This window comes from Rhizobium acidisoli (assembly GCF_002531755.2).
GTDB classification, from domain to species: domain Bacteria; phylum Pseudomonadota; class Alphaproteobacteria; order Rhizobiales; family Rhizobiaceae; genus Rhizobium; species Rhizobium acidisoli.
On record NZ_CP035002.1, the window covers coordinates 443,182 to 468,899 of the forward strand.

General features: G+C 63.3%; 26 protein-coding genes. 9 read left to right on the top strand and 17 right to left on the bottom strand.

Features of this window, described 5'->3' with window-relative positions; translation table 11 throughout:
* The first annotated feature begins 21 nt into the window (after positions 1-21).
* From CO657_RS34450 to CO657_RS34480, 7 genes are read left to right on the top strand one after another with little or no spacing between them, the layout of a single operon-like run.
* Positions 22-1,536 (top strand): sugar ABC transporter ATP-binding protein, encoded by a 1,515-nt coding sequence (locus CO657_RS34450; RefSeq protein ID WP_054183616.1) that lies wholly within the window; start codon positions 22-24, stop codon positions 1,534-1,536.
* The gene (locus tag CO657_RS34455) at positions 1,533-2,495 is read left to right on the top strand and encodes an ABC transporter permease (RefSeq protein WP_054183617.1); all 963 of its coding nucleotides are present in this window, start codon (positions 1,533-1,535) and stop codon (positions 2,493-2,495) included. The genes CO657_RS34450 and CO657_RS34455 overlap by 4 nt, the downstream gene beginning before the upstream one ends.
* Positions 2,492-3,433, top strand: a complete 942-nt coding sequence (locus tag CO657_RS34460; protein ID WP_054183618.1) for an ABC transporter permease — start codon at positions 2,492-2,494, stop codon at positions 3,431-3,433. The genes CO657_RS34455 and CO657_RS34460 overlap by 4 nt, the downstream gene beginning before the upstream one ends.
* The gene (locus CO657_RS34465; RefSeq protein ID WP_054183619.1) at positions 3,430-4,386 is read left to right on the top strand and encodes an amidohydrolase family protein; all 957 of its coding nucleotides are present in this window, start codon (positions 3,430-3,432) and stop codon (positions 4,384-4,386) included. Before CO657_RS34460 ends, CO657_RS34465 begins: the two co-directional genes overlap by 4 nt.
* On the top strand, positions 4,379-5,689 hold the full coding sequence (locus CO657_RS34470) for an amino acid deaminase (protein WP_054183620.1): 1,311 nt from the start codon (positions 4,379-4,381) through the stop codon (positions 5,687-5,689). The genes CO657_RS34465 and CO657_RS34470 overlap by 8 nt, the downstream gene beginning before the upstream one ends.
* Positions 5,690-5,738: 49 nt before the next feature.
* Positions 5,739-6,083: a RidA family protein gene (locus tag CO657_RS34475; protein ID WP_054183621.1), complete on the top strand. Its 345-nt coding sequence runs from the start codon at positions 5,739-5,741 to the stop codon at positions 6,081-6,083.
* A 20-nt stretch (positions 6,084-6,103) separates the two neighbouring features.
* Positions 6,104-7,117 carry a succinylglutamate desuccinylase/aspartoacylase family protein gene (locus tag CO657_RS34480; protein ID WP_054183622.1) on the top strand — a complete coding sequence of 338 codons (1,014 nt, stop codon included), beginning with the start codon at positions 6,104-6,106 and terminating at the stop codon, positions 7,115-7,117.
* Here CO657_RS34480 and CO657_RS34485 read toward each other — a convergent pair.
* The 9 genes from CO657_RS34485 to CO657_RS34525 all read right to left on the bottom strand — a co-directional run bounded on the left by CO657_RS34485 (position 7,114) and on the right by CO657_RS34525 (position 16,631).
* A complete protein-coding gene (locus CO657_RS34485) occupies positions 7,114-8,298 on the bottom strand; it encodes a hypothetical protein (protein ID WP_054183679.1) in 1,185 nt (394 codons plus the stop codon). The two genes, CO657_RS34480 and CO657_RS34485, sit on opposite strands and share 4 nt — an antisense overlap.
* Positions 8,299-8,401: 103 nt before the next feature.
* Positions 8,402-9,343, bottom strand: coding sequence for a sugar phosphate isomerase/epimerase family protein (locus tag CO657_RS34490; protein WP_054183623.1), 942 nt, complete (start codon positions 9,341-9,343; stop codon positions 8,402-8,404).
* Positions 9,344-9,423: 80 nt separating this feature from the next.
* A complete protein-coding gene (locus CO657_RS34495; protein ID WP_054183624.1) occupies positions 9,424-10,596 on the bottom strand; it encodes a Gfo/Idh/MocA family protein in 1,173 nt (390 codons plus the stop codon).
* A 31-nt stretch (positions 10,597-10,627) separates the two neighbouring features.
* Positions 10,628-11,653 carry a Gfo/Idh/MocA family oxidoreductase gene (locus CO657_RS34500; protein ID WP_054183625.1) on the bottom strand — a complete coding sequence of 342 codons (1,026 nt, stop codon included), beginning with the start codon at positions 11,651-11,653 and terminating at the stop codon, positions 10,628-10,630.
* Positions 11,650-12,555 carry a sugar phosphate isomerase/epimerase family protein gene (locus CO657_RS34505; protein WP_054183626.1) on the bottom strand — a complete coding sequence of 302 codons (906 nt, stop codon included), beginning with the start codon at positions 12,553-12,555 and terminating at the stop codon, positions 11,650-11,652. Before CO657_RS34505 ends, CO657_RS34500 begins: the two co-directional genes overlap by 4 nt.
* 108 nt (positions 12,556-12,663) lie before the next feature.
* Entirely contained in the window at positions 12,664-13,485 is an 822-nt protein-coding gene (locus tag CO657_RS34510) for an ATP-binding cassette domain-containing protein (protein WP_054183627.1), read from the bottom strand.
* A gap of 9 nt (positions 13,486-13,494) precedes the next feature.
* Positions 13,495-14,493: an ABC transporter permease gene (locus CO657_RS34515; RefSeq protein ID WP_054183628.1), complete on the bottom strand. Its 999-nt coding sequence runs from the start codon at positions 14,491-14,493 to the stop codon at positions 13,495-13,497.
* Positions 14,494-14,503: 10 nt separating this feature from the next.
* Positions 14,504-15,550, bottom strand: coding sequence for an ABC transporter permease (locus tag CO657_RS34520; protein WP_082366293.1), 1,047 nt, complete (start codon positions 15,548-15,550; stop codon positions 14,504-14,506).
* 106 nt (positions 15,551-15,656) lie between these two features.
* Positions 15,657-16,631: a sugar ABC transporter substrate-binding protein gene (locus CO657_RS34525; RefSeq protein WP_054183629.1), complete on the bottom strand. Its 975-nt coding sequence runs from the start codon at positions 16,629-16,631 to the stop codon at positions 15,657-15,659.
* 159 nt (positions 16,632-16,790) lie between these two features.
* Between CO657_RS34525 and CO657_RS34530 the strand changes: the two genes are divergently transcribed.
* Positions 16,791-17,825 (top strand): LacI family DNA-binding transcriptional regulator, encoded by a 1,035-nt coding sequence (locus CO657_RS34530; protein ID WP_054183630.1) that lies wholly within the window; start codon positions 16,791-16,793, stop codon positions 17,823-17,825.
* 75 nt (positions 17,826-17,900) lie between these two features.
* Here the strand turns inward: CO657_RS34530 and CO657_RS34535 are convergent, their stop codons facing one another.
* The 6 genes from CO657_RS34535 to CO657_RS34560 form a co-directional block, all read right to left on the bottom strand.
* Positions 17,901-18,575 (bottom strand): 4-carboxy-4-hydroxy-2-oxoadipate aldolase/oxaloacetate decarboxylase, encoded by a 675-nt coding sequence (locus tag CO657_RS34535; RefSeq protein ID WP_054183631.1) that lies wholly within the window; start codon positions 18,573-18,575, stop codon positions 17,901-17,903.
* A gap of 88 nt (positions 18,576-18,663) precedes the next feature.
* Positions 18,664-19,500, bottom strand: a complete 837-nt coding sequence (locus tag CO657_RS34540; RefSeq protein ID WP_054183632.1) for an ABC transporter substrate-binding protein — start codon at positions 19,498-19,500, stop codon at positions 18,664-18,666.
* A 31-nt stretch (positions 19,501-19,531) separates the two neighbouring features.
* Positions 19,532-20,296, bottom strand: coding sequence for an amino acid ABC transporter ATP-binding protein (locus CO657_RS34545; RefSeq protein WP_054183633.1), 765 nt, complete (start codon positions 20,294-20,296; stop codon positions 19,532-19,534).
* Positions 20,293-21,048, bottom strand: coding sequence for an amino acid ABC transporter permease (locus tag CO657_RS34550; RefSeq protein WP_054183634.1), 756 nt, complete (start codon positions 21,046-21,048; stop codon positions 20,293-20,295). The genes CO657_RS34545 and CO657_RS34550 overlap by 4 nt, the downstream gene beginning before the upstream one ends.
* Positions 21,045-21,752 (bottom strand): amino acid ABC transporter permease, encoded by a 708-nt coding sequence (locus CO657_RS34555; protein WP_054183635.1) that lies wholly within the window; start codon positions 21,750-21,752, stop codon positions 21,045-21,047. The genes CO657_RS34550 and CO657_RS34555 overlap by 4 nt, the downstream gene beginning before the upstream one ends.
* Entirely contained in the window at positions 21,749-22,522 is a 774-nt protein-coding gene (locus CO657_RS34560) for an SDR family oxidoreductase (protein WP_054183636.1), read from the bottom strand. The genes CO657_RS34555 and CO657_RS34560 overlap by 4 nt, the downstream gene beginning before the upstream one ends.
* Before the next feature lie 232 nt (positions 22,523-22,754).
* On the opposite strand from CO657_RS34560, the gene nac reads away from it, so the two are divergent.
* The gene (gene nac / locus CO657_RS34565) at positions 22,755-23,660 is read left to right on the top strand and encodes a nitrogen assimilation transcriptional regulator NAC (RefSeq protein ID WP_054183681.1); all 906 of its coding nucleotides are present in this window, start codon (positions 22,755-22,757) and stop codon (positions 23,658-23,660) included.
* 6 nt (positions 23,661-23,666) lie between these two features.
* On the opposite strand, the gene CO657_RS34570 is transcribed toward nac, so the two are convergent.
* Together CO657_RS34570 and CO657_RS34575 are read right to left on the bottom strand one after the other, a co-directional pair.
* The gene (locus CO657_RS34570; RefSeq protein ID WP_054183682.1) at positions 23,667-24,869 is read right to left on the bottom strand and encodes a pyridoxal phosphate-dependent aminotransferase; all 1,203 of its coding nucleotides are present in this window, start codon (positions 24,867-24,869) and stop codon (positions 23,667-23,669) included.
* Positions 24,870-24,931: 62 nt separating this feature from the next.
* On the bottom strand, positions 24,932-25,699 hold the full coding sequence (locus tag CO657_RS34575) for a 5-oxoprolinase subunit PxpA (protein ID WP_054183637.1): 768 nt from the start codon (positions 25,697-25,699) through the stop codon (positions 24,932-24,934).
* Between the last annotated feature and the right edge of the window lie 19 nt (positions 25,700-25,718).

Here is a 25,718-nt window from a genome sequence, read left to right on the forward strand (position 1 = left end):
TCCTGAGCTGAGGACACCGTCATGACGGAAGAACGGCCCTTGCTGGAAGCCCGGCAGGTGTTCAAGGGATTTTTCGGCAATCCCGTTTTGAAGGGCGTCGATATCGCCCTTCTGCCGGGCAGGGTTCACGCCCTGCTCGGCGAAAACGGCGCCGGCAAGTCGACGCTGATCAATCTCCTGTCCGGCGCCCTCCAGCCGGACAGCGGCTCCATCCTTGTCGACGGCAGGCCTGTCGGGCGTTTCAGCCCGGCGGCGGCGCGGGCGGCGGGCATCGCCGTGGTGCAGCAGGAGCTGAGCCTGACGGCCAATCTCTCGATTGCCGAAAACATCGGGACCGGCGCCTTCCCGCGCCGGTTCGGCCTCATCGACTATCCAGCGCTGCATCGCGGCGTGCGGGAGGTCTGCGACATGGTCGGGCTTACCGAACCGCTCGACATGCCGGTCGCCGATCTCGCGCTCGGCCGCCGTCAGATGGTGGAAATCGCCAAGGCGCTGTTCCGCAAGCCCCGTGTGCTCATTCTAGACGAGCCGACCTCGTCGCTCTCCGCCCATGAAGCCGGTATCCTTGCCCGGCTCATCGAGACGCTCAAGGGCCGCGGCACCGCAATTCTCTATATTTCCCATCGCCTCAACGAAGTGCAGGCGCTCTGCTCGCATGTCACGGTGCTGAAGGATGGCGGCGTCGCGGCCGACCAGTCGCTCTCCGGCATCGATGGCGAGGGGCTGGTCCGCCTGATGGTCGGCCGCGAGACCGGCGACCTGTTTCCGCCGCGCGCCGCCGCCAAGCCCGGCGCGATGCGCATCAGCGTCGAAGACTTTTCCGCCGGCATGGTGCGCCATATCGGCTTCTCCGCCCGCGCCGGCGAGATCGTCGGCATCGGTGGGCTGGTGGGGCAAGGTCAGGAAGACCTGCTGCTCGGCCTCTACGGTGCGATCCCGGCCTCCGCCGCTCAGGCCGAGGTATCGGGAAAACCCGGCCTGCCCGCAGATGTCGGCGCGGCGAATGCGGCGGGCATCGTCTATGTGCCGGCCGACCGCAAACATGAGGGACTGGTGCTGCCCCACTCCATCGCCGCCAATCTCATCCTGCCCTCGCTCGCACGGCTTGCCCGCAAGGGGCTGCGCGACCTGGCGGCGGAAAACGGCCTAGTCGCCGATCTCGCGCGTCGCCTGACGATCAAGGGCGATACGGCCCGCCCGGTGCAGGCGCTTTCCGGCGGCAACCAGCAGAAAGTGGCGCTGGCCAAATGGCTGCCGCTCGATCCGTCCGTTCTGCTCCTCAATGATCCGACGCGCGGCGTCGACATCGAGACCAAGCGTGAAATCTATCTGATGCTGCGCGCCTTCGCCGCCGAGGGGCGGCTCGTCATTCTCGCCAGTTCCGATACACCGGAGCTCGTCCATCTCTGCGACCGCGTCGTGGTTCTGCGCGAAGGCAGCATCGCGGCAACCCTGTCGCAGGATGCGATCAGCGAAAGCGCGATCGTCGGCGCGGCGATGGGTATTGCGGCGGCGACGCAGGGAGAGGCGGCATGAGCACGATTTCACCATCCCGGCTCTACGGCTCGATCCAGCTCCGCCGCAACCGCGGCCTCGGCGGCCTCTATCTCGTCGTCGCCGGCTTTCTCATCCTCTATGCGGTGCTCTTTCCCGGCATCCTGTCCGTCGGCGGTTTCTCCAAGTTCACGCAGAACTGGTTCCCGCTGGCGCTCGTCACCATGGCGCAGGCGCTGCTGATGCTGAACGGCGGCATCACCTTGGCGATCGGCCCGCTCGTCAGCCTCGGCGCGGTAATCGCGGCGACGACGATGCAAGGGGTGTTCGGCGTGCCGGGCGGCATTCTGGCGGTCGCGCTGGCCGGCCTTTCAATCGGCGCGGTCATCGGCGCCATCGTCACGCATCTGAGGCTGCCGGCGATCATCGTCACGCTGGCCGGCTCCTTCATCATCAGCGGTGTCGCGCTCATCCTGCTGCCGCGGCCGGGCGGGTTCATTCCCGATTGGCTGTCGACGGCGCTTGCCGGCCACACGCCCGTCGCCTTCCTGCTGCTCCTCGTGATCCTCATGCTCTGGAAAGCTTTTCTTGCAACGCCGCTCGGCCTCGGCATCTATGCGGCCGGCGACAACCCGGTCGGCGCATTCCGCTCCGGTGTCCCGGTCGAACGGGTGAAGGTCGCAGCCTTCGCGCTCTCCGGTCTGCTTGCAGCGCTGACCGGTCTTTTCGTCGCGGCGCAGACCGGCTCGGGCGATCCTGTGATCGGCACACCCTTCACGCTGAACTCGATTGCCGCTGCCGTGCTCGGTGGGGTGGGTTTCCTCGGCGGCAAGGGCACGATGCGCGGGGCGATCTGCGGCAGCCTGCTGCTCTCGGTGATGATCAACGTGATGTTCTTCCTAGGCTTTCCGCCGGTCGCGCAATATGTCGCGCAAGGGTTGATCATCGTCGGTGCGGTCGCCGTACCGGAGCTTCTTGGGGTTTGGAGGGCAAGGCGATGAACATCATCCGGTCCACATTCCGAAATCCGCCGCTCCTGACCTTGTTTCTGGTCGCGTTCGTCTGGATCGTCGCAAGCCTCTCGCTGCGCGGGTTCGGCGCCTACGGTCATCTGCGCTATCTCCTCGAACTCGCCGCGGTGATCGGCATCGTCGCGGCCGGGCAGACGCTCGTCATCCTGATGGGGGGCATCGATCTTTCGGTCGGGGCCGTCATCACCGTCACGGCGATCCTGCTGCCGCTGATTTCGCCGGCCTGGGATCCGACCGGCCTTGCCGGCATTGCGGCAGCGCTTGCCATCGCCACCGGCATCGGCCTGATGAACGGCGCGGGCGCTGCCTATCTGCGCGTGCCGCCGATCATCATGACGCTTGCCATGGCGACCTTCCTGCAGGGGCTGCTGGTCATCATCGCCGGCGGCAGCGCAGTCACCGTCAGCAATCCGGCCGTCATCCTGCTCGGGCAGGCGCGGCCGCTCGGCATTCCCTCGGGCATCATTCTGTGGCTCGCCGTTGCGATCGTCGTGCTGCTGCTCGTCCACCGCATGCCGATCGGCGCACGGTTTCTGGCGCTCGGGGCAAACCCGCTTGCCGCCCGGCTTTCCGGCATCAGCGTCACCCGCAACACGCTGATCGTCCATACGCTGTCGGGCTTTTTTGCCGGGCTGGCGGGCATTCTCGTGCTGGGCATGAACCGGCAAGGTTATGTCGGCATCGGCGATCCCTATCTGCTGACGTCGATCGCCGCCGTCGTGCTCGGCGGCACCTCCATCCTCGGCGGTCGCGGCACCTATGCCGGCACCATTCCGGGGGCGATCCTGCTCGTCACCACGACGGCGCTGATCACCGTCGTCAACGCCTCGCCCGGCTGGCGGTCGATCATGTTCGGCACGCTGATCCTCGCCCTCCTGCTCGTTTCCGGCCGGGAGGCGCGCCGATGAAAGAGCGTTACGACGGGCCGGTGATCGACCCGCACCACCATCTCTGGGACCTTGCGCTGGAACGCCATCCCTGGCTGCAGAAGGCGCGGGCACCGGGCGAGGAGATGGTATTCGGCAGCCTGGCGCCGATCCTTCGCGATTACGGCATCGACGATTATCGTGCCGACGCCGTGCGCCAGAACGTCGTTGCGACCGTGCATGTGGAGGCCGGCTGGTCCGTTGCCTATCCGCTGGAAGAGAGCCGCTGGCTCGATGGCCTCGACCGCACCTCCGGCGTGGCGCGCCGCTATGTCGCCCGCGTTCCCCTCGACGGGCCGGACGCCCGGCGCCTGCTCGAAGCCGAAGCGGAAAATCCCAACGTCGTCGGCATCCGTGATATTCTGAGCTGGCATCCCGATGCGGCGAAGCGTTTTGCGCCGCGTCCGGATCGAATGGCCGATCCCGCCTGGCGCGCGGGGCTTGCCCATGCCACGCGGCTCGGGCTGGTCTTCGACCTGATGCTCTATCCCTGGCAGATGGACGAGGCGCTCGACCTGGTGCGGGCGTTTCCGCAAACGCTTTTCGTTCTCAATCACGGTGGCAGCCCTGCCGACCGGACGGAGGACGGCATGGCGCTCTGGCACCGCGGCCTGCGGGCGCTCGGCAAAGAGCCGAACCTGCGCCTGAAGATCTCCGACCTCGTCGCCTATGATCATGGATGGACGCTCGAAAGCCTGCAGCCAGTGATCGAACATTGCCTCGATTGTTTCGGCCCCGCGCGCGCGATGTTTGCCAGCGACTTCCCGGTCGCCGGCCTGCATGCTTCTTTCGACCAGGTCTATCAGGTGTTCCGCACGGTCGCCGCCGAGCTCTCTCTGGACGAGCAGCGCGCTCTGTTTTTTGCCACCGCCAACGACACCTATCGCCTTGGTTTGGCCGATCCGGCCGAGATCGGGAGAGGTTCCCATGTCTGATCTTCAAACTGCGACCGAAAACGTCCTGATCGACGAGCGGGTGCGGGGCTTTCCGCCCGGCCATCCGCCGCTGCCGCTCGCGGCCATCGGAACCCGGGGATGGAAGCCCTATGACGGCAGAATGGCACTGCCGCTGATCTCGCTCGACCGGCAGGCCTTCGCCGGTAATGTCGACTTGATGATGGCCTATGTGAAAAGCCATGGCGCCGAAATCGCGCCGCACGCCAAGACGCCGATGTCGACGGCACTGGCGGACATGCTTCTTTCGGCAGGCGCCTGGGGCACGACGGTCGCCGACATCCGCCAAGCCGCCGTGCTGCTCAAGGCCGGACAGCGCCGGTTGATCCTCGCCAACGAGATCGGCGGCGTCTCCGCGGCCCGCCGGCTGGCGGCCCTGCTCGGCCATTATCCCGATGCGGAGCTCCATGTCTTCGTGGATTCGACAGCGCTCGTCGAGGCGCTTGCCTTCGCCTGGCAGGAGCGCGCCGATCTGCCGCCTCTTGGCCTGCTGGTGGAATTCGGCGCCGGCCGCGCCGGTCTTCGTAGCGCCGAAGCCGCGGCGGGAATTCTCGACGCAATCCTTGCCGTGGAGACGCCGGCCTTGCGGCTGAGCGGCATCGCCGCCTATGAGGGTGCGGCCGCGACCGCCGATCCGGAAGAAACGATGCTTCGCATCGACGCGCTGATGGCGATGACATCCGATTTCCTGCCGAAGATCCGCGTCCGCATCGGAAGAGAGCGGCCGCTTCTCGTCACAGCAGGCGGTTCGGTGTTTTTCGACATCATCGTCGCGCGGCTTTCGGCCGTCGTCGCGGCCGATCCCGCCTGCCGGCTCGTGCTGCGCAGCGGCGCGATCTTCTTTCACGACCACGGCGTCTATGAGCGCGGCCTTGCCGGTCTCGACGCGCGCGCCGGCTTTCGCATCGGCGGCGACATCGTTTCCGCGGCGGCGGGTTTCCGTCCGGCGCTCAGAGTTTGGGCCGAGGTCCTGTCGCGGCCGGAGCCAGGGCTTGCGATCGCAGGCATGGGCATGCGCGATGTGGCGATGGACCAGGACTTGCCGCGGCCGCTGGCGCTTTATTGCAATGGCGTGCGCCTCGCCGATCTCGACGGCGCCAGAGTTTTCCGCCTCAACGATCAGCATGCCTTCCTAACGCTTGCCGATGACTGCGACGTCGCCGTGGGCGACGTCATCGAATTCGGCATCTCGCATCCCTGCACCTGCCTCGACCGGCATGCGATCCTTTATGGCCTCGATCCGGATTATTCGGTGACGGCGGCCTATCTCACAAGCTTCGGCTGAATTCTCCCTGTGAAACCAAGAATGTAAAACCAAGAAAAGGAAAAGCCGCATGATCCAGCGCTATCAGAAGGGCTCGCGTATGAGCCAGGCCGTCAGCTACGGAGGTCTCGTCTATATTGCCGGCCAGATCGCGGAAAATCGCAAGGCCGGCATCGAGGAGCAGACCCGCGATGTGCTCGGCAAGATCGACGCCCTTTTGCAGGAAGCCGGGACCGATCGCTCGCGTCTCCTCGCCGTTAACGTTTTCCTGCCGGCGATTACCGATTTCGAGGCGATGAATGGCGTCTACGACAACTGGATCGACATCGAAAACCCGCCGGCGCGCGCCTGCACGGAAGCGCGGCTCGCCGATCCCGATCTGCGTGTCGAAATGACCGCGGTTGCGGCGCTGTAGCCGCCCGCACTGGAGAGATCATGCATAGCGGCCTCGTCAATCCGATCGACTTTTCACGCCAGGGCCGGCAGGCCGGCCATCTCGCCATTCCCTATTCGATCGACCGTTCGCCCTATTATCAGATCCGCATTCCGATCCTTCGCCTGAAGAATGGCGAGGGGCCGTCTTTGCTGCTGATGGCCGGCAACCACGGCGACGAATACGAGGGCGAACTGCAGCTCGGCCGGCTGATGCGCCTGCTTGATGTTGCTGATATAAGTGGCGCCGTCACCATCCTGCCGATGACGAACCTGCCGGCGGTGATGGCGGCCAAACGCTGCTCGCCCTTCGACGGCGGCAACCTCAACCGGGCTTTTCCCGGCGATCCCGCGGGGGTCCCAACGGCGCGCCTGGCGCATTTCCTCGAACATGAGCTCTTCCCGCGCCATGACGTCATGTTCGACCTGCATTCGGGCGGCACGTCGATGGCGCACCTGCCCTGCACGCTGATCGAGCGTCAGGCCGACGCCGCCCGCTTCGAACGGTCGGTCGCGCTGATGCGGGCGATGGGCGCGTCGCATGCCTTCATCGCCGACAATGGCCCGGCGGCGCCGACATCGATGGGGGCCGCGGCCAGGGCCGGCATCGTCGGTCTTTCCGGCGAGTTCGGTGGCGGCGGAACCGTGACGCCTGCGACGATGGCTTTCACGGCGGCAGCGATCGATCGGCTGCTCATAACACTCGGCATTATCAGGCGTCCGGTTCTTTCCCGCACGCCGCTGACCAAACCCGGGCCGTTGCAGCTCCTCTCGCTCTCCCGGCACAGCCAGGGCATCTACGCCGATCGCAGAGGCTGGTTCGAGCCGGCCGCAGCCCTTGGCGCCACGGTTTCGGCCGGCGATCTGGCCGGATGGTATCATGACCTGGAACGCCTGGAGCAGCCGGAGGAAGAGCTGCGCTTTGCCGAGGGCGGCATTGTCATTTCCCACCGGTTGCATTGCGACAGTCAGGCCGGCGATTGTCTGATCCAGGTCGCCGAACCGATTGCCGCTTAGCGAAGCCCGTCGATGGCCGCCCTGACCCAGTCAAGACGTTTGGCCGGGATCAGGCCGTAATTGTAAAAGTTCATGCCGTCGGCGCCGGCATCGACGGCCGCCTTGGCGCGGGCCGCCAGCACCGCGGCTTCACCGACCTCCGGATAGAAGACGCGCAGGCCGACGCCGAGGAATTTCTCCGGCCCGATCGCCGCCCGGCCAGTGCGGATGACATCGCCGACGGCATCCGGCGTCATGTCGTAGCAGCAGAGGATCGCCCCGTCGCAGAGCTTGCCGACAGCTGAGAGATCGACGCCGCCGAGCCAGCCATCCTTCAGGTCGATCAGCACGATCCGGCTCGCCGGATCGGCCGCCGCCTTGATCTCGCCGATCAGGCTGGTCACCGGTTCGCTGCGCCAGGCGAGATAGGCATGCAGATCGGGGTGGTCGCGGAAGGCATCGATGCCGGCTGCCGGAAAATCCGGGAACTGCCGTTCCGGAACGGCCCGTTCGCAGAGTTCGGCGATGAAACGCGCAACCGTTCGGCGCGCACCTTCGGCCGGTACGCCAGCCTTTGCCGCGCGCGCCGTGCAATGGTCGCAGAAGCAGAGCGACAGCAGGAAATCGTCTTCGGCATTGAGGCCGACGCCGTCTTTCTCGTGATGGTATTCATGCGCGAAACCCATGAAATTCGGGCTTTCCAATTCCACCATATCCGGCCGGTAATTTTCCGTGATGTCGCGGACAAGGGTGACGGCATAGGCGCGCGCCGCCGGGCTGGAGGGGCAGAGATTATAATAATTGGGATTGCCGAAGGCGTTGCGCGTCACGTGATCGGGATGCAGCATGCCGAGGCGGCTGTTGTGAAGGCAGACCGTCCAGCAGGAGACCCGAAGACCGGTCGCGTCGCGTCCCCTGGTCAGCGCCTCCAGCATGTCGCCGCGCTCGGTGACATTCTCCGCCATCAGCGGCCGGATCAGCTTGTCCTGCCACAGGCTCTCGTCCGGCCGGAAGTAGACCGTCCCGTCCTCAGGAAAATAGGCCTTCTGCTGCGGGCTGCGTGGCTGGAGAAAGCGGCCGGCATGATAGGAGGTCGCCATGCTGATCGTGTTGAGCCCGGCGCGGGTGCTCAGCTCGGCGCTTATCGCATCAAGCCCCTGGTCCTGGATATCCCAGGGGTAAGTCCACATGGAAAGGTGCATGGCGCGCTCCGGTTCAAGCTTGTCCGCTTTATAGAACATGTGTCCATAATAGTGTCCAGGCTCATTTGAACGCGGAGGGCGGCGCGAAAGCCGCCCTGCCCTGTCAGCGACTGATCGTTGCTTGCAGCGCCTCGATGGAGGATTGAATGCCGGCCTCGGTCGACATGGTGAAGTCTTCCATCTCGAGGCTGACCCAACCGTTGTAGCCGACCATCCTGACGACCGAGAAGAATTCCTTCCACCACTGCAGGTCATGGCCGGCGCCAACGGCGACGTAATTCCAGCTGCGGTTGGCGACGTCGGTCACGTCCTTCAGTTCCAGAAGACCATTGACGTCGGCAAGTCCCCGCTCGATACGCGTATCCTTGCCGTGGCAATGATGGATGGCGTTGCCCAGCGCGCGTGCCGCGGCAATCGGATCGGCGCCCTTCCAGAACAAGTGGCTCGGATCGAGGTTCATGCCGACCGCCGGACCGACCTCGTTGCGCAGACGGAACAGGGTTTCCGGGTTCCAGACGAGCATCGCCGAGAAGTTTTCGAGCGCATATCGCTCGACCCCGACTTCGCTCGCGAGCTTCACCAGATCATGCCAGAGAGGGAAGGCGCGATCTTCCCACTGGTAGCGGTCACGTTCCGGCATCTCGTCCGGCCAGCTCTTGGTGTAGACGAGCCAGTTGGGCACGCTGTCTCCGGGGGCGGCTTCCGGAAGACCGGACATGGTAACGATCGTCTTGACGCCGATTTCGCCGGCAAGACGGATCGTCTGCTCCATCTCTCTGCGGTGACGCTTGCCCATGTCGCCCGGGTCGAGCGGGTTTGCCGAGCAATTCAGTGCGGCAATTTCCAGGCCGCGGGCCTCGATTTCCTTAAGCTTGGTTCTCAGGAGGCCCTTATCTTCGAGCAATTCATCCGCGCGGAAATGCGGTGCGAGCGACCAGCCGCCGCCGGTCATCTCGATGCCTTCGACGCCGAGCTTGACGCATTTGTCGAGCATGTCGGTGAAGGAAAGGTTGCCCATGACATCGGTGCAGATCGAAAGTTTCATCTCGTTATCTTTCTAAAAAGAGGGGGGTGGGGACGCGCCTCGGGAGGAGGATGGAGGAGATCCGGCGCGTCCCCTCGTCGTCACTCGAACGCGACCCAGGCCGCGCCCGCATCGGCCGAGCGGACGCAGTTTTCCAGCCAGCGCACGCCTTCTGTGCCGGCTTCGATGCCGGGATAATGGTGGCTCCTGAGGAAGGCTTCGTCGCCGCGGCGCTTTGCGTCGATCGCCTGGGCGATCCAGAGATAGATGTTCGCCCAGCTATCGCCGAGGCCCTCGGTATGCAGCGCGCCCATGCGGTCGGTCGCGAGGCTTTCCTCTTCGAGATAGGGCATGCCGTGATGCAGTATCCGGTTCGGCTCGCCCTGCACTTCGTAGGTCAGCTGGTCGGGATGGGCATCCGACCATTCGATCGAGGCCTTGGAGCCGACGAAACGATAGCGCTGCGAACCCATGTTGCCGGCATTGACCGACGACACCCAGAGACGGCCGCGGGCGCCGTTGTCGTAATGCATGAGGACGGTCGCATGGTCTTCGAGCGGCGCACGGGTCGGAATGAAGGCTTTGCGGTCGCAGAGCAGCTTTTCGATCTTCAGATGCGGCAGCACGACCTCGGAGAGATAGTAGAGGTGCGTGCCGATATCGCCGAGAACGAAGGTCGGGCCGGCGGTCTTCGGATTGGTGCGCCATTTCACCGCCTCGCCGGCGCCGCCATCGTCGCCCGAATTAAAGCCGTGGCTATATTGCATGTCGACGATGCGGATCTCGCCGAGCATGCCCTTCCTGACCATCGCCGCCATCTGATGAACCAGCGGATGGCCGGTGAAGCCATAGGTGACGCCGACGATCAGGCCGTTCTCTGCGGCGAGCTTCGCGATTTCGTCGCATTCGGTGACGGTGAAGAACAGCGGCTTTTCGCAGATCACGTGCAGCCCGGCTTCCAGGCATGCTTTAGTGATCTCGTAATGGGTGAAGTTCGGCGTGGCGATCGAGACGACCTCGACGCCGTCCTCGCGCCCGGCCTCTACGGCGATCAACTCCTTGTAGTCGCCGTAGCAGCGGTCGGCGACGACGCCGATCTTCGTGCCGAAATCGCGCCCGCGCTCGGCGTCGAGGTCGAACGCCCCGCAAATGAGCCGGTAGGTGCCGTCCCGCTGGGCGCCGGTTCGATGCTTGTAGCCCACCTGCCCGGTGCGGCCGCCGCCGACCATGCCCCAGCGCAAGGGGCGCTCGATGGATCTTTCTCCGTTGATCATCTGATCATTGCTCCTGAAATGGCCTGCCGCGTCATTCCGCCGCCATGGCGGTCGGCGCGGCGTAAAGCTTGGGTTTGGGTATCATGTTGACGGGTTCGAGGCCGCCGCTGGCCACGGCCTTGAGAGCGGCATCGGCCACCAGCGTGGCTGCGTAGCCATCCCAGGTGGAGGGACCGCCGGCCGTGCCCTTGGAGGCGGCGACGATCCATTCACGAAATTCCTGGTCGTAAGCCTCGATGAAGCGCTCGCGCCAGTCTTCGGGGATCGCCTGGCGAATACCGCTCGAATCCGAGATCACGGTTGCCGGGCGGTTCGGAAGTGCTGCGACGCCCGCCTCGCAGCTGATCTCGCCGCGGATGTCGTAGCCATAGGCGACGTTCACCGAAATCTCGACATCGACAAGCGCGCCCGAGGCCATGTGCAGGAGCACGAACACCGGGTCGCGCAACGCGCCACTACGTGAGGACCGGCGCGGCACACGCACCTCCACCCCGGCGACTTCGTCGGACAGGAGCCAGCGGGAGATATCCGCATCATGCACCAGCGTGTCGTTCAGCGGCATCTCCGAGGTGTAGAGGCCCGCGGGAACGGAGGCGTTGCGATGCACGGAATGAAAGAGCAGCGGCGCGCCGAGTGTGCCGCCGTCGATGACGGCCTTCAGGCGGCGGTAATCGGCATCGAAACGGCGCATGAAGCCCACCTGCACCAGCCGCCGTCCGAAGGCGGCTTCCGCCTCCATGACGCGAAGTGCAGCTGCCTCGGAGGTTACCAGCGGCTTTTCGCAGAAGACCGGCTTGCCGGCGGCAATGGCAGCGAGCAGCTGCTCCTCATGGGCCGGCCCCCAGGAGCAGATGATCACGGCCTGCACTTTTCCCGAAGAGATCAGCGCCGACGGGGTAGCGAAGACCTCCGCCCCCGCGGGGGCGGCAGCGGCGGCGCGGGCCTGATCGATATCGGTGACACCGACGATTTCGACACCGGAAACGACATTCGTCAGGCGGCGGATATGATCCTGACCGATCATACCCGTACCGATCACACCAACCTGAAGGGTCATTTCGCCCTCCAATACTTATCGATGTAGCGCTGGATTTCGGCACGCATGAAAGTGCCGCTCTGATCCGCCTTGTCCTCCCAGGCGAAGACGCAGCTGGTCATGATGCCGTCGAAGCCGATCTCGGCGAGCGTGCCGAAGAAGTCGTCCCAGGGAACCTCGCCCTGACCGATATTGAGGTGCTGGTGCACCCGGGCGTTGGTGCCGGGCGGATTAAGGATATAACGAAGGCCCGACGAAGCCTTGTGATTGAACGTGTCGCCGACATGGACATGCGCCAGCACGTCCTTCGCCTCGCGCAGCATCGCCTTGGTATCGTCGCCGAAATAGAAGGTGTGCGGAGCGCAATAGAGGAACTTGACGCTCTTCGAATTGACGGTGCGGATGATGTCGAGCGCCGGCTGCAGCGTTTCGCACCAGTCTTCCGGATGCGGCTCGACATTGAGCTGAATGCCCTCGCGCTCAAGGATCGGCACCAGCTCCTCCATTGAGCGCCACCAGGCATCTTCGCAGGCCTCGATCATCGAGCCGGTGTGGCAGCAGTAGCAGGATCCCCTGTCCGGATGCGGGCCGCGGCCGAACTCGGAATTCATCACGCTGACTTCCAGCTCGACCGCGATCTCGATGGCGCGTTTCCAGTGCTTGACGGCGGCCTGGCGTTCGGTCTCGTCGTTGGAGGCCCAGCGGTACATCGGCAGCAGCGAGGCGATGCCGACATCCGCCTCCTTCAGCGCGCGCTTCAATAATTTGATCCGCTCGGGAAAGACGCGCGGCGCCTTGAACCATTCGAGGAAATCTCCGCGCGGCGAGAGCTCGATCCAGTCGTAGCCGAGTTCCTTGACCTTCCCCGGCAACGCCTCGAGTGAGAGATGCCGATGCATGAACGGGTCGATTGCGATCTTCATTTTGACCTCCGGATTCCAGACATATTTTTCCTTCCCTGGCGGCGGTCTGTTTTGCCGCTGCCGGACGATGTGTGTTTTGCGCAGTGTTGTTTACGGTGCCGTCAGCGGTTACTCGGCCGGCGACGAATGGTTCTCATGGCTGGCAATGTAAGTGTCGATCTGCGCTTCGAGATCCGCCATGGTTTCCCCGCCGGCCATCAGGTCGGTAATCTCCTCGCGGGTCTTCTCGCCCCGGCGGAAATCGGCAGCGATCGCCCCGCGGATGAGCACGGCGAAGTGATCACCCACCGCCATCGCATGCATCACCTGGTGGGTGATGAAGATCACCGCCAGACCGCGCCGCTTCGCCTCATTGACGATCCTCAGCACGTGCGCCGCCTGCTTCACACCGAGAGCGGCGGTCGGTTCGTCGAGGATCAGCACGCGCGCGCCGAAATGCACGGCCCGGGCGATGGCGAGCGACTGGCGTTCGCCGCCCGACAGCCCGCCAACAAGGCGGTCGCCATCGTCGATCCGCGTGATGCCGAAATCCTGGACGGCTTTGACGGCAATCTCATTGGCTTTCCTGCGGTCATAGACCTTGAAAAGACCCCAGCCCTTGGTCGGCTCGACGCCGACGAAGAAGGAGCGGCCGATCGACATCAGCGGAAAGGTGCCGCCGAATTGATGCACCGCCGAGATGCCCTTTTCCTGCGCATCGCGCGGCCCGCTGAATTCGACCGGATTGCCATCCATCAGGATGGTGCCGCGCGTCGGTTTGTGAACCCCGGCCAGCGTCTTGATCAGCGTCGATTTGCCGGCGCCGTTGTCGCCGAGCAGGCAGAGCACCTCGCCGGCGCGGACCTTGAGCGAGATGTCGTGCAACACGTCGATCGGGCCGAAGCTCTTGTCGACATTCTGGAGTTCAAGGATCGGAATATTGTCGGACATGGTTGACGCTCACTTCTTTTTCTTCGGTACGAAGCTCAAGGCCATCTGCCGGAATGTGTTGTTCATCAGAACGGCGGCCATCAGCATCACGCCGATAATCAGGTTGGACCAGTTGCGGTCGATGTCGGTGAAGTAGATGCCCTGGCTGACGACGGCGAAGGTCAGCGCGCCGAGAAAGATCCCGGCGACCGAACCGAAGCCGCCGGTGAGCAGCACGCCGCCCACGACGATCGAGACGATCGTATTGAAGATGTAGTTCATGCCGCCCGAGACCTGCGCGGAATTGAACAGGATGGCGCCGCACATTCCGACGAAGGAGGCGGCCGTGCTCGAGAGAACGAAGAGAACGATCCGCAGCCGATCGGTCGGGATGCCGGCATTGCGCGCGCTGACCTCGTCTCCACCCATGGCGACGATCCAGTTGCCGTAGCGCGTTGCGTGCAGCACGAAACCAAAGACCACCGTCAGCGCCAGCCACCACAGGATGATCACCTGGAATTTGCCCTGAATGAGGTCGCCGAACACCGTCTTGGCCCAGGCCGGGGCATTGAGCGGAACCGAAGCGGCCCCGGTCAGGATGACCGATCCGGCCAGCACGAGCCCCTGCACCGCCACCAGCGTGCCGAGGGTGATGATCAGCGAGGGCACGCTGGTGCGCACCGCCAGTAAACCATTGATCAGCCCTACGACAATACCGATGGTGAGCACGCCGAGCATGCCGATGGCGATCGGCAGCTCGTAATAGCCCGAGAGAATGGCGATCGTCATCGAGCCCGCCGGGATCATCGCGCCGATCGAGATATCGAGCTCGCCTGATATCATCAGAAGGCCGACAGGCAGGGCGACGATACCGAGATTGGCGGCGAAATTGACCCAGCTGGCCGCGCCGAAGAGCGCAGAGAGGCTGACCCCGCCGAAGGCGACATAGAAGGCGATCACCGCGACGAAGCTCAACACAGCGCCGAATTCCGGGCGGCGTACGAAGTGTCCAATGGAAAAGCCGTTCATCTTCCCGCCCTCACTTCTTCTTTTTCGCGGCGTAGGACATTGCCATCAGCCGGAACTTGTCGTTCATCATCACGGCGAGCAGCAGGAGCGCGCCGATGATGACGCTGCCGAGGTTCGGGTCTATGCCGGTGAAATAAATGCCCTGATTGACGATTGCAAAGGTGAGCGTGCCGAGGACGATGCCCACCACCGATCCGGCGCCGCCGGTCAGCAGAACGCCGCCGATGACCACGCACATGATCGAATTGAAGATGAAGGATTGCCCGCCGAGCACCTGCGCGCTTTGATAGACGAGCACTTGGCTGACGCCGACGAAGGCGGCGGAAAAGCCCGATAGCATATAGAGAGCGATGGTCAGTTTTTCTGTCGGAATGCCGGCGTTGCGGGCCGAGACCTTGTCGCCGCCGAGAGCAAAGATCCAGTTGCCCACCGGGGAGATGTGCAGCAGGCAGAAGAAGGCCGCCGCAAACAAGACCCACCAGAAGATCGTCACCTGGAACATGCCGCCGATGAAATCGCCGAGGATCGCCTTGACGGTCGCACTTGGCACCAGCGATACGCCGGTGCTGCCGGCGATCAGCACGGTGAAGCCGAGCGTCAGCCCCATGACGGCGAACATCGAGCCGATGGTGACGATCAGGGACGGGACGCGGGTGCGGTTGACGAGATAACCGTTGAAAACACCGACGAGGAGCCCGACGCCCAGGCCGGCGGAAATCCCGACGATATCGGGAAGGCCGTAATGGCCGGAAACGATCGCCACCGTCAGCGATGATGCCGGGATCACCGCGCCGATCGAGAGGTCCATTTCGCCTGCGATCATCAGGAGCCCGATCGGCAGCGCGACGATGCCGATCTCGGCCGCGACATTCAGCCAGCTCGCATAGCCCGCAGCGGACAGGAAGACCTTGCCACCCAGCAGGGCGAAGAAGACGAACACCGTAACCAGGCCCAGCAACGAGCCCGCTTCGGGGCGCCGGGAAAGCTGACCGATGGTCGCTTTGGCATGGCCGCCCCAGGGAATCGACGGGGCAAGGACATCGTTTCTCGCGTTCATTTGACACCACCAATAAAGCTGCATGACCCGTAGGGGCCGGCGCTTCTGAAAGAATGGAAGCTGCCCGCGTGAGGGGCAGGCAGCTTCACCACGGTCGGCCGATCCCTTACCGGGCGCCGGCCTTCACGCCTGCCAAGGTGGCGTCGACGTTGGACGCGTCGATGACGCCGGGGCCGGTCAGGATTTCCCGGGTCGGGACGGTGAGCCCGTAATTGACGTTGCCGTTCAGTATCGAAACCGCCAGGTAGCCCTGCAGGTAACCCTGCTGGTCGATGGCACAAAGCTGGCTGCCGCTCTTGATGTTGTTCAGAACCGTTTCATCCATGTTCATGCCGCAGACCTTCACCTGTCCGGCTTTGCCGGCCTGCGTCACGCCGTTGACCGCCGAATTGGTATCGACATTGCCGATCGCGAAGACCGCGTTGATCTCCGGATGCTGCAGCAGATGCGCCTTCAGCGCCTGCGCCACGGCGGTTGCCGAACCGAATGACGTTGCGGGCAGAGGCAGCGACGAACCGGTGCCGCCTCCTTCGGTCACGCCGTCGGTCATGCCTTTGCAGAAAGCTTCGATGTTTGCCGCACCTGGAAGCGTGTTGAGGCAGACGGCGTTCTTCAGGTCATGCTTGGCGAAGTAGGTGCCCGCGGCCTTGCCGGAGAGATAGTCGTTGGAGCCGACATAGTTCATCGCGCCGAGGCGATCGGCAGCTTCGATGCCGCCGGCATTATAGATGACCAGTGGAATTTTCTTGTCGACGACCGCTTTGAATGCAGGGTCCATCGCTTCCGGCACCCAGTCCGGACCGACGATCGCATCGGCACCCTGGTCGATGGCCTGGCGGATCAGTTCGGCCGCATCGACGCCGAGATTGTCGTAGTTCTGCGGACCGAGCCAGACGACCTTGCCGCCCTGGGCTTCCGCGACCTTGCCGGCATCCTCGGCGCCACGCTTGACGATCGACCAGAACGGATCGTCCGGCTTGCCGCCCACGACGAAGATGTTGGCGGCCATGACGGCCGTGGCAGTGCAGGTCATGATGGCAGCCGCCGACACGGTTGCCGCGAAGCGGCGAAATTTAGGCATCTCAATCTTCCTCCCATGGCCCGCCTCCCTGGCTTGGCCGTGAAGAGAAACATATCACCGCTTGAAATTCTCGAAATGTGAAATCATACTAAACATGCATAAAGTATCACAGAGTATCAATCATAATGATACGAGGACTCTGACGATGGAGGGAATATCATGCGGCGGCCGACCATCTCCGATCTTGCCAAGGAGGCCGATGTCTCCATTGCGACCATCAATCGGATTCTGGCCGGCACCGCCTCCGTCAAAGGCACGACCGTGCAGCGCGTCCAGGCCGCCGCGGAGCGGATCGGCTTTTACGGCGCCGGGGCAATCGAGGACCGGCTGCGGAAGTCGGCGCCGAAATACCGGCTTGGCTTTCTGCTGCAGCAATCCAGCCGCGAGCTCTACCAGCTCTTCGGCAAGAAGATCGTCGAGGCATGCCGCGCCAGGCGTGATGAGGTCATCGACCCGGTGGTCGACTTTGTGGATCTGCTGACGCCGGAGAACATTGCCGACCGACTCAAGGCGCTCGGTGCAAACTGCGACGCCGTCGCCGTGGTCGCCGCCGATCACCCGGTGATCGCCCAGGCCATCCGCGAGCTGCACGAGAAGGGCAAGCCGGTCATCGCCTATATTACCGACCAGTCCGCCCGCGAACGGGCCGCTTATGTCGGCGCCGACAATTGGAAAATGGGGCGGACGGCGGCATGGCTGATCTCGAATATGACCCACGGACCGGGGCGGATTGCCGTCTTCATCGGCAACCACCGTTACCAGTGTCAGGATGTCTCCGATGCGAGCTTCCGCTCCTATGTGCGCGAACATGCGCCGCATCTGATCATCGAGGACAGCCGCCCCACGCATGAAGAGCCGAACGAGGCCTACCGGATGGTCAAGGAACTTTTAGCGACGACGGATGACCTCACCGGCATCCTGATTGTCGGCGGCGGCATCTCCGGGGTCTTGCGGGCGCTGAGGGAAGTGCCGCAGGAGCGGCGCCGAAGCATCCGCCTCGTCTGCCGGGACATCGGCCCGGAGACCCGAAAAGGCCTGTCAGAGGGGATGATTACCGCAGCCCTCTGTCATCCGCTGGAACAGACGTCCACGGCTCTGGTCGAGACGATGATCGAAACGATCACGCAGGGCGCTTCGGGCGGTACAATCCAGCGCACCATTACCTTCGAAATCGTGACGCCCGAGAATATCTGAGGTGCCCAGTCGCGGCGGCAAAGCCCGCGACGGAATAGCGGCGCGGGCTTAGCAAGAGGTCATTCGTGTATCGTCTCAGATGTTGACGACAAGGCCCTTGGCTTTCAGCACCGGCGCCAGATTGCTGACCTCGATGACCGATTTTCCTGCCTTGTAGGCGGCGATATAGCCGGCTTCGGCATCTTCGCGGGCCTGCGAAAGCCTCGCGGCTTCCTGCGCTTCCTGCCTGCGCACGACCACCAGGCCGTCGGCATCGCCGACGATGATGTCGCCGGGATTGATGGTTTCGCCGCCGACGATGATCCGGTCGTTCACCGCCGCAATGGTTTCCTTCACCGTGCCCTTGATGCAGACGCTGAGGGAGAAGACGGGGAAACCGAGTTCCCGCAACTGCAGTGTGTCGCGCACGCCGGTATCGGTCACGAGACCGCCGATGCCCTTGGCAAGGCAGGCATTGGCAAGCACGTCGCCGAAGGAGCCGGCCTCTTCGTATTCGCCGGCGGAGACGACGATGATGTCGCCGGGCTTTGCATAGTTGATGGCGAGCTGCAGCATGATGTTGTCGCGCGGCGCGCATTTGACCGTGAATGCCGGACCGCACAGTTTCATGCGGTAGTCGACGGGCTTGAGGCGGGAGGACAGCGCGCCGCGGCGGCCCTGGGCTTCGTGGATGGTCGCCGGCGAAAATTTCGAAACGGCCTCGATGTCAGCTTTGCTGGGCCGTTCAGCGATGTCTTTTATATGAATCATGGGTGCCTCACATCGTTGGTAGACGGCGGGCAAATCCCGCCGTCTTGTCTCGGTTGAATGTCTTCGGGAGGTTCCGAGACCGGTCGGTCTACGGGATCGGGTCGAACTTCAGCTCGGAAAGCGGCACGACCTTATCGGTGCGGGTCATCTTGTATTCGGTGGTCGGGCCGAGCCACTTGTCCCAAATCTTGTTGATTTCACCGGACTCGTCGAGCTTGTGCAGGATTTCGTTGACCTTGGCGGTCAGCGCCGGCTGATCCTTGGCCATGCCGATGCCGATCGGCTGGTAGAGCATCGGCTCCTCAATCATCCGCATTTCCTTGCCCTTGCTCTTCGATTCGTTGACGAACTTGGTCGTCGTCATGGTGTTGGCGACCATGCCGCGCGCCTTGCCCTGCTGGACGGCGAGATAGGCCGAGGCGGTATCCTGGAAGGTCAGCGGGTCGGATTTGTTGAGCTTGATCGACATCTCCGATGTCGAGCCCTTGGTCGAGGCGATGCGCTGGCCGGCGTAATCGGCCTTCGTCTTGCCGGCATCGTCGGCCGGCACGATCAGCATTTCCTTGGCGAGATAATAAGGGTCGCTGAACTGGATCTGTTCGGCGCGGCTCAGCGTATAGGCAAGGTTGGCAACGGTGATGTCGACGCGGCCGAGCTTGACCTCGGGCACGCGGGCTTCGACCGAAACCGGCTTGATCTCGGCCTTGACGCCCAATTCCTTGGCGATGGCGCCGCAGAGATCGACGTCGAAACCGGCCATCTCGCGGGTCTTCGGATCCGGCGAAGCGAAGGGAGGAACGTCGGCAAACGTCGCGCAGCGCAGGGTCTTGGCCGACATGATGGTGTCGAGCTGATCGGCTTTCGCGGGCAAGGCGGCTGCCAGGCCGGCAAATGCGACGGTGAGGCTTAAGTATTTCCAGTTCATTGCTGTTCTCCTTTGTTTTTGGTGGTTGGTATCAATGCCTGAGATCAGCGAGGAAACGCTGAGCCCGGGGATGGGTCGGATTTTTGAAGAAGTTCTCGGGAGTTGCCGTTTCGATGATCTGGCCGGCATCGATGAACCAGATCCGGTCGGCGACATCGCGCGCGAAACCCATTTCGTGGGTGACGCAGAGCATGGTCATGCCTTCGGATGCCAGGCTCTTCATGACCGCGAGCACTTCGCCGACCATTTCGGGATCGAGCGCGCTCGTCGGTTCGTCGAACAGCATCACCGGCGGTTCCATGGCAAGCGCACGGGCGATCGCCACCCGCTGCTGCTGACCGCCAGACAGCTGCCCGGGATAGGCGCGGGCCTTGTCGGCGAGGCCGACCCGATCGAGTAGCTTGAGGGCCTTTTCATGCGCGATACCGGGCGCCACGCCCTTCACCCGGATCGGCGACATCGATACGTTCTCGGCGACCGAAAGATGCGGAAACAGGTTGAAGTTCTGAAAGACGAAGCCGATCCGGCTGCGCATCGCATTGAGCGCCTTTGCCCGCATCGAGGCATGAATATCTTGTCCGTCCAGCGTGATCGATCCGCTGTTGATCTCCTCAAGACGATTGATCGTGCGGATCAGCGTCGATTTTCCCGAACCGGACGGTCCGCAGATGACCACGACCTCGCCGCGCGCCACCTCAGCGTCGATATCCTTCAGAACCGGATAGTCGCCATAGCTCTTGCAGACCCGTGAAAGCCGGATCGTCTGCGATTCCTGCGTTGAAACGGACATGGTCATAGCTGCTCCGATACGATTTTCGACGGCGTGACCAGGGCGGCGGGGACGTTGAGAAGTCCCGCACGCCGCCGCGTGATGCGACGCTCCAGGCGATTGGCGAAGTAGGTCAGCGTCCAGCAGATGGCGAAGTAGACGATCGCCAGGATGAGGAAGACCTGGAAGGGCTGCGTCAGCAGCTGGTTGTTGACCTGGCTTGCGGCAAAGGTCAGGTCCGGCACGTTGATCACGTAACCGAGCGTCGTATCCTTGATCGTCGAGACGAAGGTGGAGAGGATGCTCGGGATCATGTTGTAGAGCGCCTGCGGCAGGATGATGTAGCGCATTGCGCCGATATAGCCGTGGCCAAGCGCCCGCGCCGCATCCATCTGGCCGGGACCGAGCGCGACGATGCCGGCACGGACGACTTCGCTCAAAAACGCGCTCTGATAGACCACGAGCGTCGTCAGCATGGTGACGAAGCTCGGCACGTCGGCGCCGGTCAGCAGCGGAACCAGGAAATAGCTCCACAGGATGAGCATCAAGAGCGGCACGCCCCTGGTGAAATAGACAAGAGCGGTGACCGGCCAGCGCAGCAGCGGCGATTTGGATAGCCGCGCCAATGCAAACAGGATGCTGGCCGGAAAGGCGAGAGCGATGCTGAGCGCCGACAGGATCAGCGTATTGGCGAGCCCGCCGAGCGGTCCGTTCGGATATTGGCCGATCAGGAGCAGCAGCCAGTAGTCGCGGACGATGGCGATCATGTCCTGGATCATGCGCGCGCACTCCTGGCAGGATCGGCGCGCATCGACAGATAGGCGCCGATGCTCATGATCACGAGCGAGAAGAAGAGGTAGAGAACCGTGCCGATCAGGTAGATCTCGAAGGTGCGGAAGCTGAGGTTTTCAATTTCCTTGACCGCATGGGTCAGTTCCGACGCGCCGATGACGACGGCGAGGCTGCTGTTCTTGAATAGGGAGACACTGTGATTGATGAGCGGCGGCAGCGCGTTGCGCACGCCCTGCGGCATGATGACGAAACGCATCGCCGAGACGTAACCGTGGCCGAGAGCGCGGGCTGCCTCCATCTGGCCGGGACCGACCGAGCGCACGCCCGAACGAAGGTCTTCGCTGAAATAGGCTGCCTGGCAGAGCCCGAGCCCAATCACCGCGAAGATCGCCTCGGCATTGTGGCTTGCGAGCCAAGTCGCCACCCCATTCGGCATCAGGGTGAAAATCCCGAAATACCACAGCATCAGCTGAACCAGGGTGGGGACGTTACGGTGGTAAGATACGTAAGCGGCGACCAACGGATCGCCGAAGCGGAAGGGCGACAGGCGAATAGCCAGCAGCATAATTGCGAGCGCCATCGCCAGCGACCAGGACCCGGCATAGATGATGAAGGTCATCTCGATGCCATGCAGCAGCATGGTCGCATATTCGGGATTCCCCAGGATTGCCGAAAGGTCGAAGCCGCTCACGAGCCTGGCTCCCCGGATGGATCCGTCTTCGGTTGCGGCCTTGCGGTCTGCAGGCCGCCCATGACCTGCAGCGTCGGCGTGATCTCCATGTGTCCGATGTTGACGGCGACGGGAGCCGATATGGCGAAGGCGATCGCGTCGGCGATATCGGCCGCTTCAGGCAATTCGAAACCGTCGATGAACTTTTCCCGGATGCTCGGATCATCGCCGTGGACGTGATTGAAAATATCGGTGGCGACGCGGCCGGGGCAGATTTCGGTGACCCGCACCCGTTTGCCGAACGCGTCGATGCGCAGCTGGTTGGACAGCATGCTCACGCCGGCCTTGGTGGCGTGATAGGAGGAGTTGCCTCCGAAATTATAGGCGCCGGCGATCGACGAGATATTGATGACATGGCCGCGGTCGCGCGCCACCATGCCCGGCACGATGAGGCGGCAGATGTGCAGAACCGCGCGGAGATTGACGTCGACGAGGAGGTCGATATCGCTCTCGTCGGCTTCGAGGAACTTCTTCGGCCGGTCGACGCCGGCATTGTTGACGAGAATGTCGAACTCCACCCGGCCGGCGAGCTCGGCGATCGCCGGACGGTCGGTCACATCGATGGCATGGGCAATACAGCCCGTACGCTCGGCCAGCCGCTGCAGCGCTGCAGCGCTGCGGGCAACGGCATGGACCTCGATATTCTCCCGGCGAAGCCGCTCAACCACGGCTGCGCCGATCCCGGAGGATGCGCCGGTCACCAATGCGGTCTTGTAGTCGGAGAATGGCATTGTCGTTCCCTTGTGGTTGATTGAGACAGTAGCGAAGCTTTAACCCCTTGCCTAAGACCGATTATCTCTGGAGCAATAAGCAACGGTTATGGAGCCGGCGCGGTCTGCCGAAGAAGAGAAAGCGGCGATGCTGGCATTCTCTCGCAGCCTCGTCTCAGGCCGCCTCGCGTTGCAAAAGCAATGCGCCTCTGCAAACATGCCATCCGCAGATCAGAATGGTACCCCGATCCCCATGGACATCAGACGCCTCAAATCTTTCATCGTGATCGTCGACAGCGGCAGCATCACGCGAGCGGCGGATCTTTTGCATATCGCCCAGCCGGCCCTCAGCCAGCAGCTTGCAGCGCTGGAGGAGCATTTCGGCCATAAGCTGCTGATCCGCAGCCAGCAGGGCGTCAGCATGACCGATGCCGGACACGCGGTATATCGCCATGCGCAGATTATCCTCCGGCAGATGGAGCAGGCGCAAGCCGATGCATCGGCAGCCGGCAATTCGCTTGCCGGGCGTGTCTCGGTCGGCCTGGTGCCGTTCAGCAGCGCGGCGACGCTCTCCGTCGATCTGCTGGCGGAAACCCGGAAGCGGCATCCCGGCATCCTGTTGCACCTGACTGAAAGCGTCGGCCAGACCTACAGCCAGATGATCATGAACGGCCGGCTGGAGATGGCGCTTCTGCATGGAACCGGGCCGATCAAGGGCGTGCGCTTCGAACCGATCCTCAGCGAAGAGTTTTTCCTGGTCGCCCACCGCGACTTTGCCATCGAAGCCAGTGCGAAACCCGTTGCGGTCAACACTCTCGACGGCATACCGCTGCTCCTGCCGCCCGCCTATAATTTCGTCCGCCGTGCGGTCGACACCGCCTTCACCCGCACGCGCACCAATTTGAAGGTCGTGGCGGAGGTCGAGATTGTGCGCACGCTCGCCCGCGCGGTCGGCAGCGGTCTCGGCGCGACGATCATGCCGAAGGCGATTGCCGATCGCATCGTCTCGGAATCGAGCGAGCCGCTGATCTGCCGGCTCGTCTCGCCGCGGATCGAAGAAACCCTGTCGCTTTGCGTTTCCGACCAGAACCCCCTGTCGGAACCGGCCCTCGCCGTCCGCGACATCCTTCTCGAATTGACGGCGCGGCTCAAGGATTAAAAGCGGTCAGCGCATCTCCGTGCAGAACTGGGCGATCCGCGCGCAGCCCTCGCCGAGTTTTTCCATGCTTGTCGCATAGGAAATGCGGAAGAAGGGGCTCATTCCGTAAGCCGCGCCTTGCACAGTCGCGACATGATGCTCCTCAACCAGGCCCATGACAAAATCGACGTCGGTCTCGATCTTTCGCCCGCCCTTGCTGGTCTTGCCGATCAGCCCCGATATGTTGGGATAGATATAAAAGGCGCCTTCGGGCCGATGGCAGCGCAGCCCTTCCACCTCGGATAATTTGTCGAGGACGAAGTCGCGTCGCGTCTTGTAGATCGCCGCCCGCTCCTTCAGCAGGTCTTGGGGCCCGTCCAGCGCCGCGGTCGCTGCCGCCTGTGTCAGCGTCGCAATGCCGCCGCCATTCTGGCCGTTGACGTTGCTGATAGCCGAGATCAACTCTTTCGGGCCGGCGCAGAAGCCGAGCCGCCAGCCGGTCATGGCGTAAGCCTTGGAGACGCCGTTCATCGTCAGGACGCGGTCGTATAGTCTCGGCTCGGCTTCCGCAATCGTGCAGAACTGGAAGTCGTCATAGACCAGATGTTCGTAGATATCGTCGGTCATGATCCAGACGTTGGGATGGCGCAGCATGACCTCGGCGATAGCCGCCATCTCCGCCCGCGAGCAGGCAGCGCCGGTGGGATTGTTCGGGAAATTCAGGAAGAGCCATTTGGTCCGCGGCGTGATCGCCGCTTCCAGATCCTCCGGGCGCAGCTTGAAGCCGGTCTGCTCGTGGCAAGGGACGGCGACCGGCACGCCGCCGGCGAATTTGACGATGTCGGCATAGCTGACCCAGGAGGGCGTCGGGATGACGACCTCGTCGCCCGGATTGCAGGTCGCCAGCATGGCATTGAAGATCACCTGCTTGCCGCCGCCGGAGACGACGATCTGGCTGGCATCGTAGTCGAGATTGTTGTCGCGCTTGAACTTTTTGATGATGGCGGATTTGAGCGCCGGCGTGCCGTCCATCGGCGGATATTTCGTATCGCCTGCAAGTGCAGCCGCATGGGCCGCCTCGATCGCATGCGCCGGGGTGGGGAAATCCGGCTCGCCGGAGGAGAGGCTGACGACTTTGATCCCCTTGGCGGCCAATTCCCGGGCGCGCTGGGTCATGGCGGCGGATGCTGAAATGGAGACGTTTTTCAGGCGGTCGGCGATAAGGGACATCGACATGATCCTTCGATGAGGGATTGAAAACGAGAGACCGCCCGCAGGCGATCGGGATTGCGTTAGTCGCCGAGTTCGGCGGCAGGTGCGAGGGTGGCGCCCGTGGCTTCGATCTCGCCGCGCACGATGCCGGCAAGCTCGAGGGCGCCCGGTGTGTCGCTGTGGACGAGAATGGAGCGTGCTGGCATGGCGATCACCGCACCGTCGATCGACTCGACGCTGCCGTCGACGAGGAATTTCCGCACACGGGCGCGTACGGCGGCTTCGTCCTTGATGACGGCTCCGGGCAGCCTACGCGTGACAAGCTTGCCGCCGGCGTCATAGGCCCGATCCGCGAGGAAAAGCGCTAGCGTTTTCAGGCGCGCGCGTTTCGCCGCCTGCTCGATCTCGCTGCCTGACGTGACGAAAACGACGAGATTGGCGTCGACGGTGGCGATCGCATTCATCATCAGGTCGGCAAGCACCGGATCGCGGTTGACCATGTTACCCATGGCCGCATGGAAGCTGATATGGGAGACGGTCACCTGCTCGGCTCCGGCGATCGCCATCAGCGCACCGAGTTGGTAGAGCATCTGCTGGCGAAGCTCGTCCGCCTGGAAGGGTATTTCGCGCCGGCCGAAACCCAGCCGGTCAGGCAGGCCGGGATGGGCGCCGATGCCGACGCCATTCTGCTTTGCCAGCCGCACCATGCGCCCCATCGTATCGGGGTCGCCGCCGTGGAAACCGCAGGCGATATTGGCCGAGGAGACGATCTTCATCATCGCTTCGTCATCGCACAGCCGATAGGGACCAAATCCTTCGCCCATGTCGGAATTCAGATCGATCTTCATCCGTTCCTCCTTTCGTCTC

What these genes read in the sequence shown, in the direction of transcription:
- CO657_RS34575 (WP_054183637.1), bottom strand. Translation starts at nt 25,699, where the DNA reads ATGAAGATCGATCTGAATTCCGACATGGGCGAAGGATTTGGTCCCTAT.
- CO657_RS34490 (WP_054183623.1), bottom strand. Translation starts at nt 9,343, where the DNA reads ATGAAACTTTCGATCTGCACCGATGTCATGGGCAACCTTTCCTTCACC.
- CO657_RS34460 (WP_054183618.1), top strand. Translation starts at nt 2,492, where the DNA reads ATGAACATCATCCGGTCCACATTCCGAAATCCGCCGCTCCTGACCTTG.
- CO657_RS34505 (WP_054183626.1), bottom strand. Translation starts at nt 12,555, where the DNA reads ATGAAGATCGCAATCGACCCGTTCATGCATCGGCATCTCTCACTCGAG.
- CO657_RS34510 (WP_054183627.1), bottom strand. Translation starts at nt 13,485, where the DNA reads ATGTCCGACAATATTCCGATCCTTGAACTCCAGAATGTCGACAAGAGC.
- CO657_RS34545 (WP_054183633.1), bottom strand. Translation starts at nt 20,296, where the DNA reads ATGACCATGTCCGTTTCAACGCAGGAATCGCAGACGATCCGGCTTTCA.
- CO657_RS34525 (WP_054183629.1), bottom strand. Translation starts at nt 16,631, where the DNA reads ATGCCTAAATTTCGCCGCTTCGCGGCAACCGTGTCGGCGGCTGCCATC.
- CO657_RS34485 (WP_054183679.1), bottom strand. Translation starts at nt 8,298, where the DNA reads ATGCACCTTTCCATGTGGACTTACCCCTGGGATATCCAGGACCAGGGG.
- CO657_RS34520 (WP_082366293.1), bottom strand. Translation starts at nt 15,550, where the DNA reads ATGAACGCGAGAAACGATGTCCTTGCCCCGTCGATTCCCTGGGGCGGC.
- CO657_RS34470 (WP_054183620.1), top strand. Translation starts at nt 4,379, where the DNA reads ATGTCTGATCTTCAAACTGCGACCGAAAACGTCCTGATCGACGAGCGG.
- CO657_RS34515 (WP_054183628.1), bottom strand. Translation starts at nt 14,493, where the DNA reads ATGAACGGCTTTTCCATTGGACACTTCGTACGCCGCCCGGAATTCGGC.
- CO657_RS34465 (WP_054183619.1), top strand. Translation starts at nt 3,430, where the DNA reads ATGAAAGAGCGTTACGACGGGCCGGTGATCGACCCGCACCACCATCTC.
- CO657_RS34560 (WP_054183636.1), bottom strand. Translation starts at nt 22,522, where the DNA reads ATGCCATTCTCCGACTACAAGACCGCATTGGTGACCGGCGCATCCTCC.
- CO657_RS34530 (WP_054183630.1), top strand. Translation starts at nt 16,791, where the DNA reads ATGCGGCGGCCGACCATCTCCGATCTTGCCAAGGAGGCCGATGTCTCC.
- nac (WP_054183681.1), top strand. Translation starts at nt 22,755, where the DNA reads ATGGACATCAGACGCCTCAAATCTTTCATCGTGATCGTCGACAGCGGC.
- CO657_RS34500 (WP_054183625.1), bottom strand. Translation starts at nt 11,653, where the DNA reads ATGACCCTTCAGGTTGGTGTGATCGGTACGGGTATGATCGGTCAGGAT.
- CO657_RS34450 (WP_054183616.1), top strand. Translation starts at nt 22, where the DNA reads ATGACGGAAGAACGGCCCTTGCTGGAAGCCCGGCAGGTGTTCAAGGGA.
- CO657_RS34550 (WP_054183634.1), bottom strand. Translation starts at nt 21,048, where the DNA reads ATGATCCAGGACATGATCGCCATCGTCCGCGACTACTGGCTGCTGCTC.
- CO657_RS34570 (WP_054183682.1), bottom strand. Translation starts at nt 24,869, where the DNA reads ATGTCCCTTATCGCCGACCGCCTGAAAAACGTCTCCATTTCAGCATCC.
- CO657_RS34540 (WP_054183632.1), bottom strand. Translation starts at nt 19,500, where the DNA reads ATGAACTGGAAATACTTAAGCCTCACCGTCGCATTTGCCGGCCTGGCA.
- CO657_RS34455 (WP_054183617.1), top strand. Translation starts at nt 1,533, where the DNA reads ATGAGCACGATTTCACCATCCCGGCTCTACGGCTCGATCCAGCTCCGC.
- CO657_RS34495 (WP_054183624.1), bottom strand. Translation starts at nt 10,596, where the DNA reads ATGATCAACGGAGAAAGATCCATCGAGCGCCCCTTGCGCTGGGGCATG.
- CO657_RS34535 (WP_054183631.1), bottom strand. Translation starts at nt 18,575, where the DNA reads ATGATTCATATAAAAGACATCGCTGAACGGCCCAGCAAAGCTGACATC.
- CO657_RS34480 (WP_054183622.1), top strand. Translation starts at nt 6,104, where the DNA reads ATGCATAGCGGCCTCGTCAATCCGATCGACTTTTCACGCCAGGGCCGG.
- CO657_RS34475 (WP_054183621.1), top strand. Translation starts at nt 5,739, where the DNA reads ATGATCCAGCGCTATCAGAAGGGCTCGCGTATGAGCCAGGCCGTCAGC.